Here is a 21,789-nt window from a genome sequence, read left to right on the forward strand (position 1 = left end):
CATGCGAATGAAACGGCGTTTCCTTTATACGATTATCACAATTGTTTTGTCTGTTTCGGTTTCGATGGGCGCCGCGACTGCTGCGGTCTCTTACCGTCATCTCTCCACGACGAATGGGACCACGATCCTTCTTGTTGAGGGCAGCTTCGAGACTGGCGATGATCCTCAACACATCGCCTTAGAACTTGCTGCAAGCCCGGCCAAATACATCGCGTTTAATTCGGCGGGTGGCGATCGATCAATCGCGATGGCTTTCGGGAAGGCAATCCGCAAGACCGGCCTTCCGACGCTCCAGACAAAAGGCTCCCCTTGTCTCGAAACCTGCCTTTTGGCTTTTATGGGTGGCCTTAGTCGTTATGCCGAAGATGAGAGCATAGGCATATCTGTAGAGACGTTTGCGACATCTGCGGAATCTGACGGTCGTCTCAATCCCTCAGTGTCAGCAGCCCTCAAAGACTACCTCGGCACGATGGGTGTCAGCGCTTCGCTTCTGGACGCAGCGTTGTCAATGCCGCTGGGGCAATCGAAAGAATTGAATCTTGTCGATATGGCGGGCTATCAGCTGGTAACGGCCCAGCTCAATGAAGAAAGCGCTTCGGCAGATGAAGTGCAGGATATTCAGCCCACCGATCAAGCAGGGGCAGTGGAAGTGTTCAATGAGTTCCAGCGGGTATGGTCGGGCTCGAGCAGCGAGGCGGTAGCCTTTCTTCGCAACGTCTATGCCGACCGCATCCAGTATTACGGAAAAGACCTTTCGCGAGAAGATGTGCTTAAGGAGAAGAGCGCTTTCGTGGACCGATGGCCGACAAGAATCTACACAGCGCGGCCGGGTTCAGTTCATGCGCTTTGTGCAGACAAGTGTTCAGTCTTCGGCGTTGTCGACTGGTACGCCTTCAGTGCAACCAGAAAAAAGGGTGCTTCAGGCGCAGTCAACCTGGCGCTGACTTGGGACCCGGTTAGTCGAAGGATAGTCAGTGAGACGGGCAGGGTCATTGAGACCGACAAAGCAGTCGCCGGCCCCGATCGTATCATCCGCCGTTGGATTCTCGACGCTACCGCCTGCTCGATTGGGAACGCTGTCGACGCGGAAGTATGCAAATCGCGCTCGATCCTGGAGGCCGATTTGAATAGCTCTGGATGGTGTGATCAGCGGGGATTGGGCTGGAGGCAGTGCGCCAGCCCGTGATCAACTAGCGGCCGCCCTCGCGGCGTGGAGTTTCGACTGACCGTGCTGCAGGAGTCGGTTTGCGAGCAACAGAAAGCACGGGACTGGAGGAAATCATCCCAGGAGGCACCCAGCCAATGGCGTCGCCGGCGCTAACGTGGGTCCAACCCGCTTCTTGCTCCATAAGAGATACAAGGGCGTTCTGCCCAAGACTGCCGACAACGATGTACTTAGGACCAGGGCCGTCTCTGAGTTCAAGAGGTAGCCGAATGTAAGCGAACCTCGCGGCAGGGGGCGGGGTGGCCTTATCGAAAGGATCGACCGCAGGCGCGATGGTGGTCGCCTCCGATTTCTCGATGGACGCGATCAATCCATCGAAGACGTACGGATCAGGTTCAGGGGCGCCGCTCGTTGGCTGCGTGATCGGAAGCCCAGGGCTCGCCTCGGTGCTTTGAGGCGTAGGTGCGGAGAAAGACGGAGCCGCTTCCGAAACGGATGTCGCATTCGCTGTACTGGAAGATGTGGGCGACGGCTCTGCACTTGCAGGAGTCGCGGTTACCACCGAAGTTTGAGACGCAGGAAGCGCTTTTTCCTGAGCGCGTGTTGGGGTAGTAACCGGCGCTGTCACGATCTGATTGCGCGAGGGAATAAGTGACGAAACAGGGGCGTGAGACGCCGTTCCCGGCTTTGACGTCGTATTCGCTGCGAAGACAGCGCCCCCGATCATCGCCAGCATTACCCAGAAGTCTCGGTATGCTCCGGCCACGCGCGTCACCGTTACCCTATATCCATTTGGACTTGCTTAAGCCGCACATACGCTTCAACCAATTGCGGGGGCGGGTTCCTTCGCAGTTCGGAGGCAGTATCCAGAAGTTCCTTGAGCTCATCCGGAGCACGCCTCAGCTCTCCTTCCAGGTCAGCCCTCTGACGCGCTATGTCCGTTTTGACCTCATTGATAGCCTGCGGATCGGTGGCAATGTGACTATTGAATACAAATTTCTTTTCAACAGACGACGACCAACTCGCAAGGGCGTCGGCTTTTTTGGGACCAATGCCGGGAACGGCTAAAACCGAGCGAGTCTTCACATCCCACGCGCTGTCAAAACCAAACGACGAGAGCGTTACCGTCCTGCTCTGTCCAATGCCAGCGATTTTTGCGCGGGAGATCAAGTGCCCCTGCATGTGGCTCCTGAATTGAAGGTCTCTTTTCTTTCGCTCGAGCTCGGCGAGACGTTCGCGTTCCTGTTCCGGAAGTTTGCCATGAGCCGAGGCCAGGGACAGATAGTGGCTTTTTCGTTTCAGGAACACGGCAGGCCCGGCGTGCTCTTCCCAAATTTTCTTCTTCTCCTCCCATGCTGCGGTAGCCGCCTGCAGTTCGACCCTAAATTCTTCCGCAGGACGGCGGGATCGGATCATCATTGTGATTGATGCGATAACCAGAGCTGCACCCCAGAAGCCATTCAACTGGTTTGCAAGGAAAATACCTATCAGCAGTCCCGCAACCGAGGCGAAAAACGCCAGCTGCTTTCCACGTGAGAAGGATACCGCCACAGGGCTGCGGGTGAGAGACGGAACCGCAATGATGCTTTCAGGTGCTGGGGGTTGGTTTGGTGGAGCGGGACGGTTGATCAGAGCAATGAGGTCACCGATGTTCAGTGTGGAAACAGTGCTTGAAATCTTCGCGGCGAAGAGGCTCCTGCCCATCGATTTCTCGAGGCGGCACCAGGGACACGACGAGCTCCGAAAATACGCATGCGATTTGTCAGCAGAGCACTCCAGCAAACCCTTCTCGAGCTTGCCGAGGATTTGGACCCACGAGGTCGCATTCGGTCGACCGCCCGGAAGATCACCACTCTTTCCGAAAGCGGATTCGAATGCGTCGGAAACCTCCTTGCCAAAGTCACCCAGCGCTGGTGTTAGCGGCGGAGGTTCCATGCGCGTCTCAGCCCTGCGTGCGCTATAGGCGAAACGGTGGTCGCCTACAGCGGTCGGGATGTCTATGTCGCCAAGACCGAGATGCTTCCCAGCAAACGGATGTCTCCCAAGAAAAAGCAGCTGAAAGATGAGGACGGCTAGACCAAAGTTGTCGTGGTTCGCCATCCGAACCACTTTTTCGAAGTCCGCGCCTCTCAGCTCAGGCGGCGTGTAATCCGGCACGCCTACGGTGCAGCGATAGACTTCTGGCCCCTTATTGAACTGAAAGGAGTCGCTGTCGATCAGAGTTACCATAGCCTGGTTTGAAACGAGGATGCCGGAGTGGTTTACGTCGCCGACCACGCAGCCCGTGCTGTGGATTGCAGCAAACGCGTTCGCAAGATTGAACGCGCTGCGCACCAGGAACCGGGCGTCGGCAGAAGGAAATTCCGTCCGCCTGCTGCCAGGCCCATAGAGTTCATGGATATTCTTAAAACCTGCGACCTTCTTCATGGAAAACCCCATGAACATTCCGCTCTTGTCACTGACAGTGTCGATCGGGAAGGCGACGATGTCGGTTGTCTTGTGGAGTGCGGCCGACGTCATGGCAAGGATTTTTGCTTTCCTCTCGAAGGCCCTGCCGGGATTATAAATCTTCACCGCCAAATCGCCCGCCTCGTGGACGTGATAGACCGCGCCTTCGCCGCCTTTTCCTAGCATCCCGCCAAGCGTCAGCTTCCTCCCATCCGATCCGAATACGATAGTGCTCATTTGCGCACACCGAGTACGAGCGTCTTGTCGTCATCGGTTCTTTCGCAAACGGATGGGCTTTCAAGATATTCTCGCAGCGCCATCGACAGAGGAAGGTTCCTGCCGGCTTCCTCCGAAAGAGCCAGCGGCGTCACCATCCGATTGAAAAATGGCTCATGAGCCGAACGATTTGCGCTATTGAGGACTAGACGTTCGATGCCGTCGGAGAAGACTGCAAATCGATCGACACGACGGTCATTTCGAACGAAAGTGAGATGCGGTTGGGGATCATCGGTGATGAAGGTGGTTGTCGATGCATATTCGCCTTGATACGGCCACGACGGCACATCCCAGGCTTCGTCTCCTTCGTAGCGTACGACAGCCGCGCCATCGCCGATGTGAAAGATCACAGTACCGTTTTCAGACATGAGAGCAGCAACGCTTGTGGCCGCGAAATCGCGTCGCTGTGTTCCAGAGCGACTAGCCTTCGCGCTGATGTATTCGCGGATATCGTCTATCCAGTCCCAGACCATTTCTTCACGAAGCTGGGAGAGGGAGTGATTTGCGAGATATCCGCGGATGAGCCGAAGCAGACCAATGCAGACTGATTTGGAACCAATCTGCGCCAGTTTTGCGCTTCCCGCACCATCTGAAACGATCACTGCCATAACGGTTTCATCGACGCTGGCTAAAGTCTCACTCAATGCAAAATCCTGACATGGCAAACCCGTCTTCACATGGGAGGTGCCACGAGCACGGGCCGCAGCCCATCGCCAGCCGTCGGTCATGCGATTGAGGCCCATCCGTCTGGCGTTGCAGGATTAGAGAGAGGAACGGCGTCACCGGGATTGGATTGCGAGACCGAGCTTAGAGAGCTGGAAAGCCACTGGAACAGATCTCGAAACCTGAGTTCCTTCAGCGCCAAAGGCTGGCGCACGCAGATATGGGAAAGCGTTTCGAAATTAGCACCGTCGACGCCGACAGCAAAAAAGCTGAAGGCCTTTTCAACTTCTCCAGCCTTGACCTGCGCCGCCGCACTCTGCCAGGCGTCTGTTGGGGCTCCGTCCGTAATCAGGAAAACCCACGGGCGATAGTATGAGATTCCGTTTTGGCGATAGGAGTTCTTCCGGTCGCGCAGGAGCCGGAGGCCCTCCTCGATTGCATGGCCCATTGGCGTATCTCCCTGTGCGGCCAACTCGGGGACGATCCAGTTTTGCATGCTTGTAAAGTCGTTCACGATGGTCACAGGGCCGAAGGAGACTATGCCTATCTCAACGCGCTTAGATGCGAGAGAGTCCGCATAGAGTTCGTCTTTGAACTGGACGAGACCTTCATTGAGTTCCCTAAGCGGGCGTCCCCGCATCGAACCAGAAACGTCTAGCAATAAAAGGCAGGGACAACGCGGTTCGGGATTGTCCACGAACTCCGCGCCATCAAAGGGAATTTGCTCAAACGGATTCGGCATGTGGTTCTCCTCAAGCTTGCGAACAATGCATAGCAGCTCTCGCCGGCGCTGCATTTACAAAAGAGCGCTCAAAGATATTTTTTCGCCGGGTGTGGCTTTTGGGAAAAGCACCGGAACCGCGACTCTCGGGCTCGAGATGGCAGCATCGAGGTGTTACCGAAGTGCGCCGTGCAAAAGTGCAAGCAGCCAGGCGACGACTAGCACCCAAAACACGGCCGAGTACATTATTCCGCAAGTGCGGCTCCGATAGCGGCGGCCAGTAGCAATGACATTGCCGAATTTAGGAAAGTGATACTGAAACCATAAGATGGCCTTGCCGGGAAATAGAAATACCATCCACCAGAGCCGCGGCCGAGTGCTCGAGCCGCTTTGTGATGAGGGGAGCTGGTGCATTGCCATCGCGATCTCGTTGCCTGCGGACTAAGATTCGTCAGGCAGCATATACGAGTCTCTGGGAGAAGCTACCCAGGGTTTTTCTCAGACCGACGTTATACAATCATGATGTTCAATTTAGCTCGTGGACGCTGCCGACAGCAATCTTCTTCCCACCTGGGTTCGTATTGGTCGTTGGCGACCGCAGGGCGGTGAATCGGGCGGAGAACGCCATCGACACTTCCAAGCGTGCTCTCCTTTTTGATCACGGCGTGGAAGTGCCGAACAAATGGGCGGCGATCTCCGAATTTACGCGGACCAGGAGGCTCCGAACCTCAAGCTAACAAGGGAGCCGTTGCGGAAGCCGTGGCCATTGCGCCCGGCCTATTTTGGAAGACCATTCGAAAGGGTTGCGGTTTCGATGAGACATTGGGGCGTTTGCGTTTGCTGCAATTGCAACCAAAGTTAACCGAGCGAAGTCTGGCGAGGTGGTACGGACCTGAGTAGCGTAAGAGGCTACGGCGCGCCCTGCGATTGGGCGTTAACGCTCGTTTATGACGTTGCCGAGTGGCGTAGACGATCTCGACTTTGCACGTGCACGCTCAAACGCACCGAGTCTGCTCTTCATCGAAGAAATCGATTCCGTTGGACCGTGCGGCGAGAAAAAAGAGGGCGTCTTTATCACGGCGCCTGTATTTTCCCTGAGCGTCGTCTAGGCTGCCGAACTGCTTGGGCTGGGCCGAAGTCAGGTTCACAGGCTGCTGCAGGCTTATGACCATTCAGGTCCGGCCGGCCTCGTTTCGAAGAAGCGAACGCAGCCGGGCAACCGGCGCCACAGCGAGGAGTTTCGCAATGCGGCGCTGGATCTGATCCGCGAGCGCTGTCTGGATTTCGGCCCGACACTGGCGCGTGAGAAGCTGATCGAGTTGCACCGGATCTCTGTTGCCAAGGAGACGCTGCGGCAATGGATGACTGAGGCCGGCATCTGGATCTCGCGCCGGGAACGCAAGAAACGGGTTTTCCAGCCGCGTGGCCGGCGCGACTGCTTTGGCGAACTGGTGCAGATCGACGGGTCGCATCACTGTTGGTTCGAGAACCGCGGCCCCAAATGCGCCCTACTCGTCTATATCGACGATGCCGCCGGAAAGCTTCTGCATTTGCGTTTTGCCGGATCGGAGAACACGTTCGACTATCTGCTGCGACGAAGGCCTATCTGCAGCAATGGGGCAAGCCGCTCGCTTTCTATAGCGACAAGCATGGTGTCTTTCGATCGACACATCCGTGAAGAAGGACCGGACGAGCGGCCTGACGCACTTCGGCCGGGCGCTTTATGAGCTGAACATCGACATCATCTGCGCCAAAACCCCCGCGGATCCTCCGATCCGACCAGGGCGGCGCGTCCCGACCGCGATCCCGACCATCCGTCGACGCCTGACTGCGGCCCTGGCCAACCGCCTGCAACGATGTCCGTGCTGTACAAGGGCCATGGACAGCCGCGGCAAATCCGCGGTTTATGACGCAGTAAGACTAGACGACCCCATCAGTCTGAATTCCCGGGTCGCTTCTCAGCAGAAATCAACAAGTCATCCTGGCTGGCGAGCCGCTTCTCGTAGAAAATCACGGCATACCCATGCAGCATCCCCTCACCGCGGCGACTATAGCCAGACGTCTCATACATCATTTGAGCCCCGACCTGGATGGTTGTTGTTTCGAGCATTATGCACTTGATACCTAGGGCAGCGGCGCGCAGCTCCAATTCACTAAGTATTCTCCTTCCAAGCCCTCGTCGTTGAAAGGCGGGATCGACCCGCATCCGCTTCAGCTCTGCAACATCATCTTCGGCAGGTTTCAGTCCACCCATAGCGACGAGTTGGCCGCCAATATGAGCAACTACAAAATCTCCGCCTGAGGCTAGATATACGTCCCCGACATTACGCAAATCATCCTCCCATGCCCCTTCCGGCCCATGTACACCAACACCGTCGGATGCGCTTCGATGCAACCGCCATACATCGTCAGCATCTCCTACCTCGAATCGGCGAAAGACCACTTCGTCTTGAGACATTGACCATTTTCGCCTGATGTCGGAGATATGCTTGATCGAGGAAAATGCCGCCTCTAGCTTTGGTGCGCTCCCTAACAGCCGCTGCGACAACACATCCTCAATCCTTTCCGACATATCAACTCCAACAATTGGGAGACCCGGCCCTACCGTATATTTCAGGGCCGCACGACGATGCATCCGGGTAAACCGATCCAGCGCACAAACACAGGACGCGTGCAGCTCTCGGATTTCGCTGCTCTGGCGCTCCACGATGGACGAGACCGTTGCGAGCTTAGGGAAAGGCGCTTTCCCTTCAAGCCAGCTTGGCTGGGTTCTCGCGCGCACCTTGTCTGGCGATAACCAGCGAAATACGTCGTCAATGCATTTTTGAGGATAATATTCCGACAACCGATATACATCCTTGTAGAATTGCGGCTTCTGGCGCAACAGCTCTTCGCCGATCAGAAGAACCGAGACCGCCACGATGCGGGCAGAGAAACGACCGCTTGGGCCAAGCCTATCCTTGTAAGGGTTCTTTCCGTAGAACATGCGAAATTGCTCGAAAAGATCGTGCGACATATGTTCATAAAAACGTTCCAAAACATAAATGGCTGACTCCAGCGACTTCATGCACAGCGATAGACACTTGCGTGCATCTGCCGCGACCGTGTCTCGCAACTCAAGCAGAGCTTCTATTGCCGACTGTAAGTCACCCTCAATAAGTTGATGGCCGAGGCAAAAATCGCGCTCCTCGACCCCAGCTGAACCGAGGCAATATACGCGAGGATCCCTCTCCACTGGGTTGGTGAGGATCATGTCTTCATAGGAGAGGACATCAATGCTAGGCTGCCGCTGACGACTTAATTGTGCAATACGCATCAACGGTTCTCCTACCGCCAACTCCGCATCGACGGGATTGAGGCCGGCAAACGCGGACATCTGATAAGCACAATTGACGAGATACTGAATGTCTGTCTTAGCCACTCCGAAGTCGGACTGGGGCAGATTTATTAGCTGCGCCTCACAGTCTGTTCCCCGTATCATTGCGTTGATGCTCTGCCCGAGCGCCTTAACCGCTTCATCTGGCCGTTCATTCCCTTTGATCTGCGCAATTTGGTGCGGGAGTTGCTCGGCGACGAAATCGCTGACAATCCCAAGCGGGCGTTTTGCCTGGCTGCGGTCGATGCTGTCGACCAGGTGAGAAAATATCCCCCGCGCCTGATGGGCGGGTCGATCTGGGATGGAAAAGGACGAGGTGAAGGTCATTGACGAGGTCCCCCGACTTCGCCGAAACACAGCTTGCATTTTCGCACTTGAGCCGTACCGTCCCGCTGGCGAGTAATCGTGCTCTTCCAAGAGGTCGGTCTTCTTGTCCCTATCCTGCTATCGTTGTAGGCTACCCGATCAAGCACCTGGTCCGAGAAAAACAGCAGAGACACAGCGCCTGAATTGATGATGCCGGCGGAAGTCAGAGAAAGTACGCCGTCGTTAGAGATGAATACAAGGTCGGTCTCCTTCAAGATTTCAAGCTCGCGGGGAAAGTATTTTTCGAAGGGCACCCCAAACTCCCGTGCGAAGCGGGATAACAACACTCCGCTGCTTCGCAACGCAAACATTACTGTCCTGCCCATCAGATCGTCCTCTAACAGTGCGACACCTTTCCAAATCGGTTTATCGCCCGCTTCAACTCTAGTCAGATACCGATCAAAATCGGCCTCAATATAGAACTGGCGCTGGCTCATGGAGCCAAATCCGCTAACCCCAAACGGCACAAGATTATTGTCGTTCCAGGAATCGTACTTGCAAGACTGTCGAAAGGAGTGCGATTGCGACGCCTTCGTCCATAGAAAATCGGCCCGTGACGATAGCCAAGCGCGGTGAGGATGTGCTCCGCCATAAAATGCATGATTATCCATTCCTTGGAGGGCAAGATGGGTCTTGCAATCGTGAGTCGTGGGAGTTCAACAAACCCATTTATTCCAGTCCCTTTAATTTTGCCGAGCGATCGCTTCGCTCCTACCTGGCAAGCAACTTCGTCGGCTCTCAACGGCGGGGCAAAGTTCATACCAATTTGTATTTTGGCGCTAAAAAATAGATTGTAGATTTCCTTTCAGTTACTTAGCGAAAACATCGAGGAGGCCGGCTAAACAAGCCTATGTCCAAAATTCGCCAAAACAGCCATAAATTGTCGGACACCGTCAAAGGCCGCTGAGCCTCATCGTCGGGGACGAGTTGATCGCCGAGCCATGCCGCGAGGTGGGCCCGGCCGAGATGAAGCAGATCGTCGTTGAAGTCGCCGAGCTGCGGCCGCAACACCAAGGCGAGGATCCCGGACTCGCCTGCGCGCTGGCTGAGACGTTCGATGCAGTGCCGGCCGGCAGAGTCGGCATCGGCTGCGATGTAGAGGCGACGGCAGCCAAGCGGAAGTCCGGGCCGGCGAGGTGATTGGCCGAGGCGGCGGCGGCCACCGGCAGCGCCGGCATCACCACCTTAAGCGAAGCCATCGTCTCGAAGCCTCGCCGGCGGCCATGACCGGGACGGGCGCACCGGGCTGGTGGCCTAGCAAGATGCCGTTGCCAAGAATATCCCCCAGCGAGCGGCGTGGATCCGCGAGTTGCGCCTTGCCCTGACCCGAAGGATCAAGCCAGGTGCGCTGCAGGCCGCTGACAGCGGCAATTAGGGCAGGAAGAGTCTGCGTCTCGCCCGTAACGAGATCCCTGTAGTAGCAGCCGGGATGGAAGCGCAGCGCGCGCTCATGCGGGGAGAGCAGAATGCCGCGACCGGCGAGGTATCGTTCGGCAGCGTGCCGGCGATCGGCTGAGACATGGCGAACAGTCTACGCGCGGCCTTCGGGGAGCCGCGTTTCGCCGCTGGCTGGCGCTGCGCGCCTGGGAGCTGGGGAGGTGGCAGCGGCATGGAGAGGAAGCGACGTGCTTCATCCGCGACTTCGCGGAAGTCGACCAGACCACAGCTTTCGCGGATGACATCGAGCAGATCGCCAAATTCGGAGGTCGCCTCGGCTCGTCTCCACTGCATGATACGCTCGCATCACGACGCCCGCGAACATCAAAGCGGCACTGCCACCCAATCTGCCCTCGTACGCTGAAGTACGTGGGGCACATTCGATGGCAACTTTTCAGTGACGAGCATGGAAGTGTGCATAGCCCTGAAGCCCAGAAGTGGCGCTACGAGCAGATGAAGGCCAATCTCGCGATCTCCGGCATGGAAGTGGATCCCGAGCTAGAAGCCATGACTGAGGCATGGGAAGCGAACGGTCAGGGGCCTGATTGCGCGTGCTGCACACTACCGACCGATCTCTTCGGAGAAGACCAAGATCAGGGCCATCTGCTGGGGACGGCCTTTTTCTTTGTCCGATGAGTCGGAACCTTCGACGGTGATTCGTCTTGAGCCGCGAATCGCTTTTCGGAGGTATTGCGTCATGGCCCGAGATGTCGAAATTTATGCTCAGAAACCGTTCTCTAAACTCCCTGTCGATCTGCGGAAGGAAGTTCTGCAGAAGATCTCGAAGCGGCTCCATTACGTCGCCCTGCTTGCCCGGACGTGATGGACGATTTCGACCGAGACATGATGACCGAGTCCCGGCATTAAGGGCGTCAGGGCAGTCGCTTCAAGAGCCGAAGCCTGTTTCCCGGCGCAAACTCGATGATCTTGTCCTGCTCCAATGCGACGAGCACAGCCATGATCTCATCTTGCGTAAATCCTGCCGCGGTGAGTGGAACCCCGATGTCGAACAGGTTGATCATCATGTCGGGCTTCAGCTTCAGGGACCGAAGCTTATCCGTCAGGGCTATTTCGGTTTCTTCAAAGCGGCTCATATCAGCTTCTTAACGCTTTTCCGGCTGGAATAGCACCATGTCCAAGCCTCCGCGTTCGAAACCGCTCCTCCAAGACACTGACGGTCCGGCCCGGTCGAAGCCACTGCGTCGTCGCGATCCCGCACAGCCGAACCTTCTGCTCGACCCCAACCGTGACAGGCCGACGGTCGACTATCTGATGAATTTCACCGAGTACTCAGTTCTTGTTGAAATCACACGCCGATATTCCAGCAACGCCGCGCCGGAAGGTCAGGGACTTGGAGATTCAGCGGCGAATTCATGGATGCCGTGTCCCAGGTTCTCGAACAGAAGGCAGGATGGTTCATTCAAGGCCAGACCGGCCAAAACTTCGACAAGACCGGCAATCGCCGCATGACCGCGAGGACGCGGGATCCCAAGGCGATCCTGGTGATTGGGCGGGGCCGCGATATCGAAGGCGATGGAACCTCCCGTGACGCTGAGGTCAGACGCGACACATTCGAACTGTTTCGACGTTACACCCGGAACCTGGACATTGTCACCTTCGATGAATGGCTTGATCGAGCGAGATTTATTCCGAGAGACTGAGCCGAATGATGCCTCTCTTGTGACGGAGGAACTGGAACACCAAGGACGCCTCCCGCCTTTGCCGAACACGGCGAGGCGCTGCAAGCACAAGTCGTCAGCTAGTTGAAAAAAACTACAACTACAGTTAGATGGTTTGCGGTGCGGGCGGAGCGGGTAAAGCCGCTGGCTCAGCTTGCTGGGTTCTGGTCACAAAGGGGCGCGTTCTGCGCGTCGGCCTATGGCTACATTCGATTGAGTGTTTAGTTGCTTTGAGTTTTTGCGTCCGCACCACTTCAGTTCTTGCGAGAAAGATATGACGCGTCCTAGTCCGAGTACGATCAACGACACGATCTGGATAACGTCCCGAGTTCGAATGATCGCAGAGCGCAAAGCTCTGCGGAACCAAAACATTTCATACCTCGCGGTGACTTATTACTCTGTATTCTCAGTCATCCTTTCCATCTTCGAGTCCTTCTACAGCGTTCCGTACCCGGAACTCGGCAAGCTGAACCTGGCGTCGTCGGTGGTCGTGCTTGTGGCGTCTCTAGTCGCGGGCGGTTTCCGGATGGAGGCTCGGGCCGCTTCGTTTCGCGAGTGCTATCTCAAGCTGCAGAAGCTCTACGACGAAGATCTCCCGGATCAGGACAAGAAGCTTCGATATCGGGACATCCTACTCGACTTCCCAAATCATTCGAACCACGATTACACGGACCTTCTCGTCAATCACATGCTCCTCGAAGGGAAGGAGCTTACCAATCACGGCAAGCCCCTAACATGGACGTGGTTCCAGTTCTTTTCGTTCTTCGGGCGGCGAATCCTTTACCGGTCGATCATCGCCGCATTATTTCTGGTTCCGGCGGCGTTCCTCATGTGGCCATTTCTTCACGGGTGAGGTTGATGCAGGCCAAAGAAAAGTTCGACGAGCAGTTTGCAATCGGGAACCTGCAATCGATCTTCGATGAGCGAATTGCCGCATCCGGAACGATCGGAAAGGACGGTATCGACCCCGGAGCCTTTCAGAAGAACATCGATGCCGAGTTGGCGCTCATCAGGAAACGGGTGTATGCCGACTCCTATCGGTTCACGTCCTTCAAACAGCGCTTGATATCGAAGGGAGCGGGGAAGGCGCCGCGCGAGATCGCGATAGCGGGCGTTAGAGACCGGGTCACCCTGAGAGCCCTCACGAACGTGCTGATGCACGTCTTTGATGACGCGAAGCTCCCTCCCGCCCACTTCATCGTGAAGGACCTGTTGGAGTTCGTGCGGCCGCTGGCAGACGATCACGTCTTTCTTCAACTGGATGTCCAGGACTTCTATCCGAGCCTCGACCATCAGCTCTTGCTAAAGCGGATCCGAACGCGAACCCGATACAGGTTCCTAACCTCTCTGGTGGACTCCGCAGTCAAGACGCCTACCGGCGACGGTAAGAAAGCGAACGGTGTCGGAGTTCCACAAGGACTCAGCGTGTCCAACATTCTCTCCTCGATATACATGATGCAGATCGACGAGAACGCCCACGACCGCTTCCAATATTATCGGTACGTCGATGACATACTGGTGGTCTGCAAGGCATCCGACGCCAAGCGGCACTTCCGATGGCTGAAAGGCAGGCTGTCAAAGGCGCAACTGACATGTCATCCGCTCGAAGAGGGCAGCAAGTCGAAGATCGTTCCGCTTTCGACCGGCGTCGACTATCTCGGGTACCACATCACGCCGAAGCTTGTGTCTGTGCGGAAAAGCTCCTACCGACGGATGATGACGACGATAATGTCGCTTATGACAAGCGCGAAGTATCGTGCAAACCACAAGCGCCTGCTGGCGAAGCTCAATCTCAAGATCACGGGGTGCATTCTTAACGACAAACGCTACGGCTGGATGTTCTTTTTCTCGATGACCCAGGACGTGAAGCAGCTCAAACGGCTCGACCGCTTCGCCGCCCGGCTGTGGAGGAAACTTGGCATGGCCGGGCAGGGGAAGCCAAAGACCTTCGTGAAGGCCTACCATGAGATTCGATTCAACATGGCGAAATCGAAATATATCCCACGGTTCGACGACTATTCCCTGGAAAAGAAAATGCAGTTGATCGCGGATCTCCAAGGGGTCGAGCTCGATAGCATCAAAGACTGGACGGAGGAAAAGATCAACAAGATGTTCTGGCGTCTGGTCCGGAGAGAGGTGAGCGAACTCGAGAAGGATCTTACACCTGTTAGCTAATGCCAACGGACAAACGTTACGAACAAATCCAAAATGGCTCGGCCGTTCCATAATAGAACTTATCTGAGTTTCTGTTGTAGCGGCTATTTAGTAATGCGACAGTTGGGCCAGTTAGAGATGCGACAGTCTCGCCTCTCGACGCACTGGTCAAAGCCACCGTTGGGAGCAAGGATGACGATCTTCAGCCTGGTCGAGACCAGGAGCGGTCGGAGTCGTCATGTCCTTTATGATCACCATGTCGCAGAAAGAATTACATCGCCTCGAAGTCATCCAGAAGATCCGTAACCAACGCCTGAGCGTCGTACAGGCCGCCGAACTGCTCGACCTCAGTCGAAGTCAGGTCCACAGGCTGCTGCAGGCCTATGATCAGGATGGTCCGGCCGGCCTTGTTTCAAAGAAGCGATCACGACCAAGCAACCGGCGCCATAGCGAAGAGTTTCGCAATGCGGTGCTGGATCTGATCCGCGAACGCTATCTGGATTTCGGTCCGACGCTGGCACGCGAGAAGCTGCTCGAGTTGCACCGGATCTCGGTCGCCAAGGAGACGCTGCGGCAATGGATGACCGAGGCTGGTATCTGGATTTCGCGTCGTGAACGCAAGAAACGGGTTTTCCAACCACGCGGCCGGCGCGGCTGCTTTGGCGAACTGGTGCAGATCGACGGATCGCATCACTGGTGGTTCGAGAACCGCGGCCCCAAATGCGCCCTGCTCGTCTATATCGATGACGCCACCGGCAGGCTATTGCACCTGCGTTTCGCCGGATCGGAGAATACGTTCGACTATCTGCATGCGACAAAGGATTATCTGCAGCAGTGGGGCAAGCCGTTGGCTTTCTACAGCGACAAACATGGTGTCTTTCGATCGACGCATCCGTCGAAGAAGGACAGGACAAGCGGTCTGACGCAGTTCGGCCGGGCGCTTTATGAGCTCAACATCGATATCATCTGCGCCAACACCCCTCAGGCCAAGGGTCGGGTGGAACGTGCCAACCAGACATTGCAGGATCGGCTTGTGAAGGAATTACGGCTTCGCGGCATTGATACGATCGAAGCTGCCAATTCCTATGCGCCTGAGTTCATTGCGGATTTCAACACTCGCTTTGGCAAGCAACCACGCAATCCAAAGGACATGCACCGACCGCTGGCCAACCACGAGAACCTCGATGGTGCCATGTGCCGGAAGGAAGTCCGCACGCTGTCGCAATCTCTGACGCTACGCTACGACAAGATGTTGTTCATTCTCGATCCGACCGAGATTTCCAGGCCACTGGCTGGCCAGAAAGTGATCGTCTGCGACTATCCGGACGGTCGGCTCGAGATCATGCACGAGAGCTTTTCCCTGCCCTACAAGACCTTCGATACGTTGCGCTCGGTGCATCGTGCGGAGGTCGTCGACAACAAGCGGCTGGACGACATGCTGTCGATCGTCGCCGAGTTGCAAGCCGGCCGAGAACAGCAACGCAGCAAGAGTGGTCCCCGACGCACCGGGCAGAAGGATCATATGTTTGGCATTCGGGACGGTAGCACAGCCAACGGCTATCAGAAGCGGGGACGCAAGCCGAGGACAGATTACATGAACGATCCGGCGGTGATTGCACGGCGAGAGAAAGCGTTATTGAGGCAACCAGCGGCGGAATAAAGATCGTCAGTGCACGCCGATGTCGCTTTGCGTATCCGATTCCAGCTGCAGGCATGCGGACCAAAGCGGTGTCTTGTGGAAGGATCCGTCCTGGAAGAGTGTGAGGCCCTCTCTTGCTTCATAGAGCAAGCCGAGCCAGCACAAGCGCCGTAAGACGCCATATTGGAGATCGGATTTCAACTCCCAGGCTTCTATGGTCATTTCGGTGTGTGACAGAGGCGCCAAGTCTGGATAGAGGATCTTCACAACGTCCATTGGCGTGCAACCTTCCCTGGCCTTGATATTGAGAAGATTGAGGAACATGCGCCACCAGCGTAACCGCGCGCGGACCTTTTCTTCCCGCTCGGTGGCGTGGACATACGAATAGAGATAATCCGTGGCGACCACATCGAAGAAGGCTTGCGGATTCACCAGAAACTCCCGCCCGCGTCTGGTTGGCAGCAGCACATCCTTTTTCCGGCGAAGAAGCTTCAGGTGGCGGGTCATGTCGCGCACGACCCAAAGCGGCGGCATGTCGCTTTCATTGAGCACCTTGTTCATGCTGTAGAGGTCCTCGGCTGTGAATCCGGGCCAGAGGAAGTGCACAGCGGCCCAATGCACGAACTTGCGGTTCATGGCGCCGGTCGCGGTCAATCCTATGCCACCCTCACCGTCAGCATAGGCAACCGAAAGAAGCATGCCGCGAAGAAGTGGTGACAGCGCGGCGATGTCGACGTCACCTTGCAGGTTGATTTCCGGAAGCATCGTGCGGCTTTGATCCCCAACTGCGCCATGCAAGTGCTAGCGAGTATCGAGCGGTAAAAGAACAATTGCCAGTGAGAAAGCTAAAGCCGAAGGGGAATGTTATCACCCGCCCCCGCTCCGCCCTTTCAACCCGGCCCAGCCGGCCGGATCGGGGGCTGATTGTCAGAGCCAGTGTCGCATTTCTAACTGGCTGACAATGTCGCGCGTCTAGCCAGCTTTGACATCTGTAACCTAATGGAATTATTATATAATCTTGTAAAACGGACTTATAAATGTTCCACAGCAAGAGATTTCATGTCCAAACAGGAACATAGCCTGTCCGCTGAAAAAGTCGCGCCCCCAGGGTGTCCCCACATCCGACAGCGTCGAAATGCCGTCATACCTGTGAGTTGAGACGCGATCTTCAGAACAGGGGAGTTCTGAACTTTAGGATAGTCGGGCCTTTTTCGTGGAGCGGCTCTCTAACCTGCTTCGAGCCCTGCAGTTTCCGCTATCGGAATAGGTCAAAACCGCGAACAGGCTTGGGCCGCCTTTCATAATTGTACCGCTGTCGAAATATCTCTGGAACGAACGATCTCGTTTCCTCAGCACCGATTGGACGGTATTCAAACCTGATGGAAGAAAAGTGCAGGCTTCCACGCGATGGGACAATAATTCGCCCATTTTTGCCACTCCGATACGATAAACGAGAAAGCATGACCACTCGGTTCGCGAAAGCGTATGAGGCGGCCAATGTTTGTCATGGACGGAACAAATAAAGAACAAACTCACTTATTGTCAAGTGCCTATGAGCCGAATGCTTAAGCTGGCATACGGCTTCACAGCCAGTAACGCGGTCGAAATTGCTTGGGATGGCACCATCCCAGGCAATTTCCTCGCATGAAGCAGGTACAATCTTACCAATCGAGCTTTTCCGCGTCATTGTCATGCGAACGAGCTTCGTAGTCATAGCTCGTAGCGATTTTTTCGAGAACAGCAGACGTGCGCGGCCATTCCAGCGCCGTCGCTCGCGACCACTCGCTAAAGGTCCTCGCAAGATCGTGCTCTTGGGCGCCGCCGTCACGCGGTAGCCTCGTCGTAACGCCACGCAGATTGCGACGACCAATCATGAGCCCAATTTCGATATTTTTGTTGCGAACGGATTCAATTAATTCGCGGACAGCTTCTGTGGGCCAGATGCCGTCTTGCCCCGAAGGTGCGCAGGCAAGGACTTCGCCGATCTTCTGGTCCGAAATATCCTCCCGCCCGGCGGATTTCGCCAGTTGGCGGGCACGTTGAACCCAGTCTTCTAAGATCGCTAGATCTATTGTACCGTCTGGTCTGGTTCCAGGAACAACATTCCAGAGACGCAAGAGGTTGCTTGCTTGGCGGGCACGATTGGTGACTTGTTCTTGGTTAGCCACAGTCTCTTCAACTACGCGGCTGTCCTCGCTGGGTTTGTAAATTGCGCAGATTACGTCGATGAATAGCTGCGGATTGGACGCAAGCTCGCGGATGATTAACTTGGCCGGACGCTGCGAGTATTCAAGCACTGGAAGATAAATCCATTCCAGCTTTAACATCTCCGTGGCGGGGACGTCGTCACGGTTGTCTAAAACAGACAGAATTTCGGCAACGTAGTGTTGGAACATCGTCGTGTCATTGTGATCGGCGTCGAATTCGGCTGGTTGTAAGGCCGCTTCAATAAGGAGGCGGACGAGCAAATCCGAGCCAAATGTCAGACCTGTATGCAACCGCAAGCCAACTAGATGCACGACATGGCGAGCGCGACCGACATCCATCAGTTTGCTCACCGCAAACTCTGTATCTTCCCGTTCGCCATTAATCCAAAGGATTGGGACCCGTTTCCAGTACTGCTCTTCGAAATTTGCGCCCAATTCCCGCAAGAGCGACCAAGCGCGCGACGAGGGCGGGAGGGCGAGCAGAATTGCGAGCAAGCTTTCCTGTTTGGCTCCTATCTGCTGCATCTCGTCGACCAAATCTGTCACCCATTGATCAGCTTGCATGGGATACATCGTTATTATCATCCCCCGGGCAACTCCTAAGCCCACTACGCCCTCTCTTGTGAGAGCCCGGACGATAATTTCGTGTCCCCGTCGCGGGTTGCCAACTTCGGCCTCGGCAATGGCTTGTCCCAGGTAACCTTTCTCCTGTACAGCGTTAGCAAGAGCAAACAGGCCGTCCAGTCCCATATTGGTGAGAATTGCTTCAACAACGCTTCGGCGTTCCCCTTGGAGCTGCCGCTGTGTGTCCTCGTGCCACCTGGTGCCGATTGGGTTCGGAAGTGCGACCGACGTGTCAAACAACCAAGAAATCTCTGCGATTAGGTCGACAGGGGTTATGGCGTTGTAAATTTCCTCAAAAGGAGCCAATTCTTCTTCAGGAAGCGCCCACGCGGCATCACGGAAACTGCGATGGCTATGCAAAATTGCGCGCAACTTCGACCTTAACGCGTTCCGACCCACGTCGTCCGCAATGAACGGAACAAGCGCCTTGAGTTTGTTTAGCGCTTCTTCCCGTCTGGCTCCGAGATTGCCCCAGCGATCGAGCAGCGCCACCCACCGTGAGATATCAGCCGACGCGTCTGCAAGGAGACGATCGGTAATCGCGAGCGCGCCTCTTTCAATCAGCTCGAAAGTGACGATTTCTGAGGTTGGCGTCGAGAAATCGCGCCAGAGAGGGGCTGGCGTTGGTGAAAACGAGTCGTGTTCGGTCGGAAGAATGCCCAGCAGGAGTTTCCAAGCTGCCTTGGGGAACCTCGCTCTTAGCCGGTCCAAGACCCGAAGTCGCTGTTCTAGTGTCGCGTGTGTTTGCGGCGCCCATAGAAGAAATGTAGTTCGGAGACTACTGCCGGGACGGTTAGTATAACGGCCCCCAGGATCAAGCTCATCGAGCGCCCCGAGAATAGAGGCCGCACGCCCGAGATAGTCGGGAGACCATGCCAAAGTTTCGAGAGCCCACAATAATGTGGATAGGTGCTCGGCGCCAAAAAGCGGGGACGTATCGTGACCGAAAAGAACGGCGACAGGGCTATCGTCCTGACCAAGTGCGTCGTCGAGTGCGCTGAGGAAACTGGACGGTGAGGCTTCCGCTAATAGTTGAAAATCCCTCGACAGTGACCACCAACGTTGACGGTCGGCGCCGCTAAGCAAGCGTTGAATGATAAGATCTGGCTGCAGCTCCGCAGATGGTACGGATGAGGCCAGTTTTCCGAACAGAGCAAGTATAATCAATACTTCGCCGACACCGTTACGCAGATTTTTGGAAAATTCTGGATGCACCCCCCGGACCGATGCATACCACCGTTCCTCCGCGGGCATTTCGTAGCGGGGGTCGGCCGCGCTCAAAACGTCTAATGCGACTGCAGCAAACCGTTCCATGTGAGAGGGCGATATATCCGCTGCCAGCAGGCCCCAAGCATCGCGTGGCGAGGCAATTTTCCACACAGAGCCCACTTTACGCAGAGGACTATCGAAATTTCCGGCCAAACCCGCAAGACTAGCTGCGAACGGTTCGTAGGGCATGTCAGCCAACCGCGATAGGACAGATTTGTCTCCCTCGCTGCTTTCATCCCAGCCACCTGCGAGGAGAGCCGCAATGAGCGATTGAGAGGGAAGTCCTTTCGCCCACGCGGGTACTCGTCCAGGAGAGCTTGGCATGAGACGTCGCAGAATTCCTAGACTTCGCGACGAATCTCTCGCCATCCGCCCTGCCATCTCGGAAGGCACGCCAACCCCTTCAAGGACGATCTTAATATTCTCTCGTGCGGGGCGTTCAAGCACAATGGCATCGCCGGAGGACGAGGCGTCTTGGCCATATGCGGCAAGTACATGGTGTCCCTTCTTGGCCAACGCCTGCGCCGGGCCTGGCTCCGGATCTAACACCACGATGACCAACGGCGTTGCACTATCTCCAATCAGCCTTGCAGTTTCGGAGTTTGCGACTACCAAGCTTCGGCACAGGTAATATTCCGCAAGATTAGCGGGAAGCTGGTTGATCGCCGCATAAACAAATCCGGAAACCTCAGCCGGGCTCTCCCCCTTTACCGCAAGCACAGACGACGGCCCCCTGAGCCATCGAAGAATCCGGGTGGCACTTTCGTCGCGATCACAGAGCACCAATTCACTTGGCAATTGCCATTGGGTCGCGAGCGCCCATTCCAGCCAATATTCCCGAAGATCAAGTGCCCCGGCTGGTCGCTTGCCAAGGGCGATAGCCAGCCATAACCCGACAGCGGGATAGAGTTCGATCCAATGGACTAGATTATCTCCATCGTAAGCACGCACGTCCTTCCAGATGTTCTCCGCACGCTTCTTTTGCGCCCACATTTCCTTTTGGGGCCAATGACGCGGCGTCACGAAGATGAACGTCAACTCGGCAGGTATAAGACCAAGCGGATTCTCGCTGCGCTTCTTATAGTCATCATCGGCCTTCGAGGCGATGCGATCTCGCTGCGTCCCGATTTCCCATCCCGTGACACCGAGCGGAATATATTCAGACGCTTCGCTTGCTTCGGTAACTCCGTCCCAGCCAGCGTGCTGGACACCTTCGTCCGAGGGAAACCTCAGTAATATGGGGCGATTTGCCCTTGCTAGCTTCGCAAGCAAGGTTGGAAGAGATCCCTGACCGTCGCGTCGCTCGGCCCACTGAGAAAGATCAGTCGCATCGACCCATCTTATTGGCAAACCAGCGTCCTTCCGGTCGGCGAAGGCGGGCAATGTTGGCCCGATAACAGCTCCTCCCGCTCGGAAAGCAATGCCTTCCGCTTCGAGCACTCCGCGAATTGCTTCAGCGTTCTGTTGAATCGGGTTGCGATGGCCCCGCTCAAAGTCTGCCACGGTGGAGGTGGCTACTCGAGCGCGGCTGGCGAGCTCCTGCTGAGACCAAGCCAAAAGAGCGCGAGCAGCGCGACATTGTGCGGGAGTGATAGCCTCATTGGAGGCAGGAGGATTGAGCAACGTAGACATTAGTGATTTTATATGACGTCAAATTAAAAATGCAATAACCCTGGAGCCGAACAACACATTCAGGGACCAGCTACCCTGCCTCGCCTTCGGCTCCTTCTCCAAGTCAAAAGGATTGGGGATTCCGCGAGCAGCG

At 56.0% G+C, this 21,789-nt stretch carries 17 protein-coding genes and 2 pseudogenes; 8 read left to right on the forward strand and 11 right to left on the reverse strand.

Annotated elements, in window-relative coordinates; all coding sequences use genetic code 11:
* The first annotated feature begins 1 nt into the window (after position 1).
* Positions 2 to 1,186, forward strand: a complete 1,185-nt coding sequence (locus tag RTCIAT899_RS21555) for a hypothetical protein (RefSeq protein ID WP_004122936.1) — start codon at positions 2 to 4, stop codon at positions 1,184 to 1,186.
* A gap of 756 nt (positions 1,187 to 1,942) precedes the next feature.
* On the opposite strand, the gene RTCIAT899_RS21560 is transcribed toward RTCIAT899_RS21555, so the two are convergent.
* Genes RTCIAT899_RS21560 through RTCIAT899_RS21570 form a run of 3 tightly spaced genes read right to left on the reverse strand, consistent with a single transcriptional unit; the run spans position 1,943 to position 5,294 of the window.
* Positions 1,943 to 3,850 (reverse strand): protein kinase domain-containing protein, encoded by a 1,908-nt coding sequence (locus tag RTCIAT899_RS21560; protein WP_004122931.1) that lies wholly within the window; start codon positions 3,848 to 3,850, stop codon positions 1,943 to 1,945.
* On the reverse strand, positions 3,847 to 4,617 hold the full coding sequence (locus RTCIAT899_RS21565) for a PP2C family serine/threonine-protein phosphatase (protein WP_037136628.1): 771 nt from the start codon (positions 4,615 to 4,617) through the stop codon (positions 3,847 to 3,849). Before RTCIAT899_RS21565 ends, RTCIAT899_RS21560 begins: the two co-directional genes overlap by 4 nt.
* Positions 4,614 to 5,294: a vWA domain-containing protein gene (locus RTCIAT899_RS21570; RefSeq protein WP_004122927.1), complete on the reverse strand. Its 681-nt coding sequence runs from the start codon at positions 5,292 to 5,294 to the stop codon at positions 4,614 to 4,616. The genes RTCIAT899_RS21565 and RTCIAT899_RS21570 overlap by 4 nt, the downstream gene beginning before the upstream one ends.
* Before the next feature lie 1,088 nt (positions 5,295 to 6,382).
* Here RTCIAT899_RS21570 and RTCIAT899_RS21575 point away from each other — a divergent pair.
* A pseudogene (locus RTCIAT899_RS21575) lies at positions 6,383 to 7,034 on the forward strand (ISNCY family transposase); the annotation flags it as partial.
* 172 nt (positions 7,035 to 7,206) lie between these two features.
* On the opposite strand, the gene RTCIAT899_RS33970 reads toward RTCIAT899_RS21575, so the two are convergent.
* The 5 genes from RTCIAT899_RS33970 to RTCIAT899_RS34650 all read right to left on the reverse strand — a co-directional run bounded on the left by RTCIAT899_RS33970 (position 7,207) and on the right by RTCIAT899_RS34650 (position 10,746).
* Positions 7,207 to 8,976, reverse strand: coding sequence for a GNAT family N-acetyltransferase (locus RTCIAT899_RS33970; RefSeq protein ID WP_004122926.1), 1,770 nt, complete (start codon positions 8,974 to 8,976; stop codon positions 7,207 to 7,209).
* The gene (locus RTCIAT899_RS21585; protein ID WP_240535487.1) at positions 8,973 to 9,452 is read right to left on the reverse strand and encodes a coproporphyrinogen III oxidase; all 480 of its coding nucleotides are present in this window, start codon (positions 9,450 to 9,452) and stop codon (positions 8,973 to 8,975) included. The genes RTCIAT899_RS33970 and RTCIAT899_RS21585 overlap by 4 nt, the downstream gene beginning before the upstream one ends.
* Before the next feature lie 376 nt (positions 9,453 to 9,828).
* Positions 9,829 to 10,110, reverse strand: coding sequence for a toprim domain-containing protein (locus RTCIAT899_RS34640; protein WP_376766907.1), 282 nt, complete (start codon positions 10,108 to 10,110; stop codon positions 9,829 to 9,831).
* An 82-nt stretch (positions 10,111 to 10,192) separates the two neighbouring features.
* Positions 10,193 to 10,483, reverse strand: a complete 291-nt coding sequence (locus RTCIAT899_RS34645; RefSeq protein ID WP_425281488.1) for a DUF7146 domain-containing protein — start codon at positions 10,481 to 10,483, stop codon at positions 10,193 to 10,195.
* A complete protein-coding gene (locus RTCIAT899_RS34650; protein WP_004122923.1) occupies positions 10,387 to 10,746 on the reverse strand; it encodes a hypothetical protein in 360 nt (119 codons plus the stop codon). Before RTCIAT899_RS34650 ends, RTCIAT899_RS34645 begins: the two co-directional genes overlap by 97 nt.
* Before the next feature lie 159 nt (positions 10,747 to 10,905).
* Between RTCIAT899_RS34650 and RTCIAT899_RS21595 the strand changes: the two genes are divergently transcribed.
* Complete coding sequence (locus RTCIAT899_RS21595; RefSeq protein WP_240535486.1) at positions 10,906 to 11,088, forward strand: hypothetical protein; 183 nt, start codon at positions 10,906 to 10,908, stop codon at positions 11,086 to 11,088.
* A 236-nt stretch (positions 11,089 to 11,324) separates the two neighbouring features.
* Here RTCIAT899_RS21595 and RTCIAT899_RS21600 read toward each other — a convergent pair whose 3' ends face one another.
* Positions 11,325 to 11,546, reverse strand: coding sequence for a hypothetical protein (locus RTCIAT899_RS21600; protein WP_004122919.1), 222 nt, complete (start codon positions 11,544 to 11,546; stop codon positions 11,325 to 11,327).
* Positions 11,547 to 11,583: 37 nt separating this feature from the next.
* Between RTCIAT899_RS21600 and RTCIAT899_RS34235 the strand changes: the two are divergent.
* The 5 genes and pseudogenes from RTCIAT899_RS34235 to RTCIAT899_RS21620 form a co-directional block, all read left to right on the forward strand.
* A pseudogene (locus RTCIAT899_RS34235) lies at positions 11,584 to 11,706 on the forward strand (non-homologous end-joining DNA ligase); the annotation flags it as partial.
* A 119-nt stretch (positions 11,707 to 11,825) separates the two neighbouring features.
* Positions 11,826 to 12,113: a Shedu anti-phage system protein SduA domain-containing protein gene (locus tag RTCIAT899_RS21605; protein WP_004122918.1), complete on the forward strand. Its 288-nt coding sequence runs from the start codon at positions 11,826 to 11,828 to the stop codon at positions 12,111 to 12,113.
* Between the two features lie 292 nt (positions 12,114 to 12,405).
* Positions 12,406 to 12,984, forward strand: a complete 579-nt coding sequence (locus RTCIAT899_RS21610; protein WP_004122917.1) for an SLATT domain-containing protein — start codon at positions 12,406 to 12,408, stop codon at positions 12,982 to 12,984.
* Positions 12,985 to 12,989: 5 nt separating this feature from the next.
* The gene (locus RTCIAT899_RS21615) at positions 12,990 to 14,306 is read left to right on the forward strand and encodes a reverse transcriptase domain-containing protein (protein ID WP_004122915.1); all 1,317 of its coding nucleotides are present in this window, start codon (positions 12,990 to 12,992) and stop codon (positions 14,304 to 14,306) included.
* 217 nt (positions 14,307 to 14,523) lie between these two features.
* Positions 14,524 to 15,945, forward strand: coding sequence for an ISNCY family transposase (locus tag RTCIAT899_RS21620; protein ID WP_004118201.1), 1,422 nt, complete (start codon positions 14,524 to 14,526; stop codon positions 15,943 to 15,945).
* Between the two features lie 6 nt (positions 15,946 to 15,951).
* Here RTCIAT899_RS21620 and RTCIAT899_RS21625 read toward each other — a convergent pair whose 3' ends face one another.
* Both RTCIAT899_RS21625 and RTCIAT899_RS21630 read right to left on the reverse strand, forming a co-directional pair.
* Positions 15,952 to 16,689 carry a hypothetical protein gene (locus RTCIAT899_RS21625; protein WP_004118203.1) on the reverse strand — a complete coding sequence of 246 codons (738 nt, stop codon included), beginning with the start codon at positions 16,687 to 16,689 and terminating at the stop codon, positions 15,952 to 15,954.
* 896 nt (positions 16,690 to 17,585) lie between these two features.
* Positions 17,586 to 21,656, reverse strand: coding sequence for a helix-turn-helix domain-containing protein (locus RTCIAT899_RS21630; protein ID WP_004118204.1), 4,071 nt, complete (start codon positions 21,654 to 21,656; stop codon positions 17,586 to 17,588).
* Between the last annotated feature and the right edge of the window lie 133 nt (positions 21,657 to 21,789).

This window comes from Rhizobium tropici CIAT 899 (assembly GCF_000330885.1).
In the GTDB taxonomy this organism is placed as follows: domain Bacteria; phylum Pseudomonadota; class Alphaproteobacteria; order Rhizobiales; family Rhizobiaceae; genus Rhizobium; species Rhizobium tropici.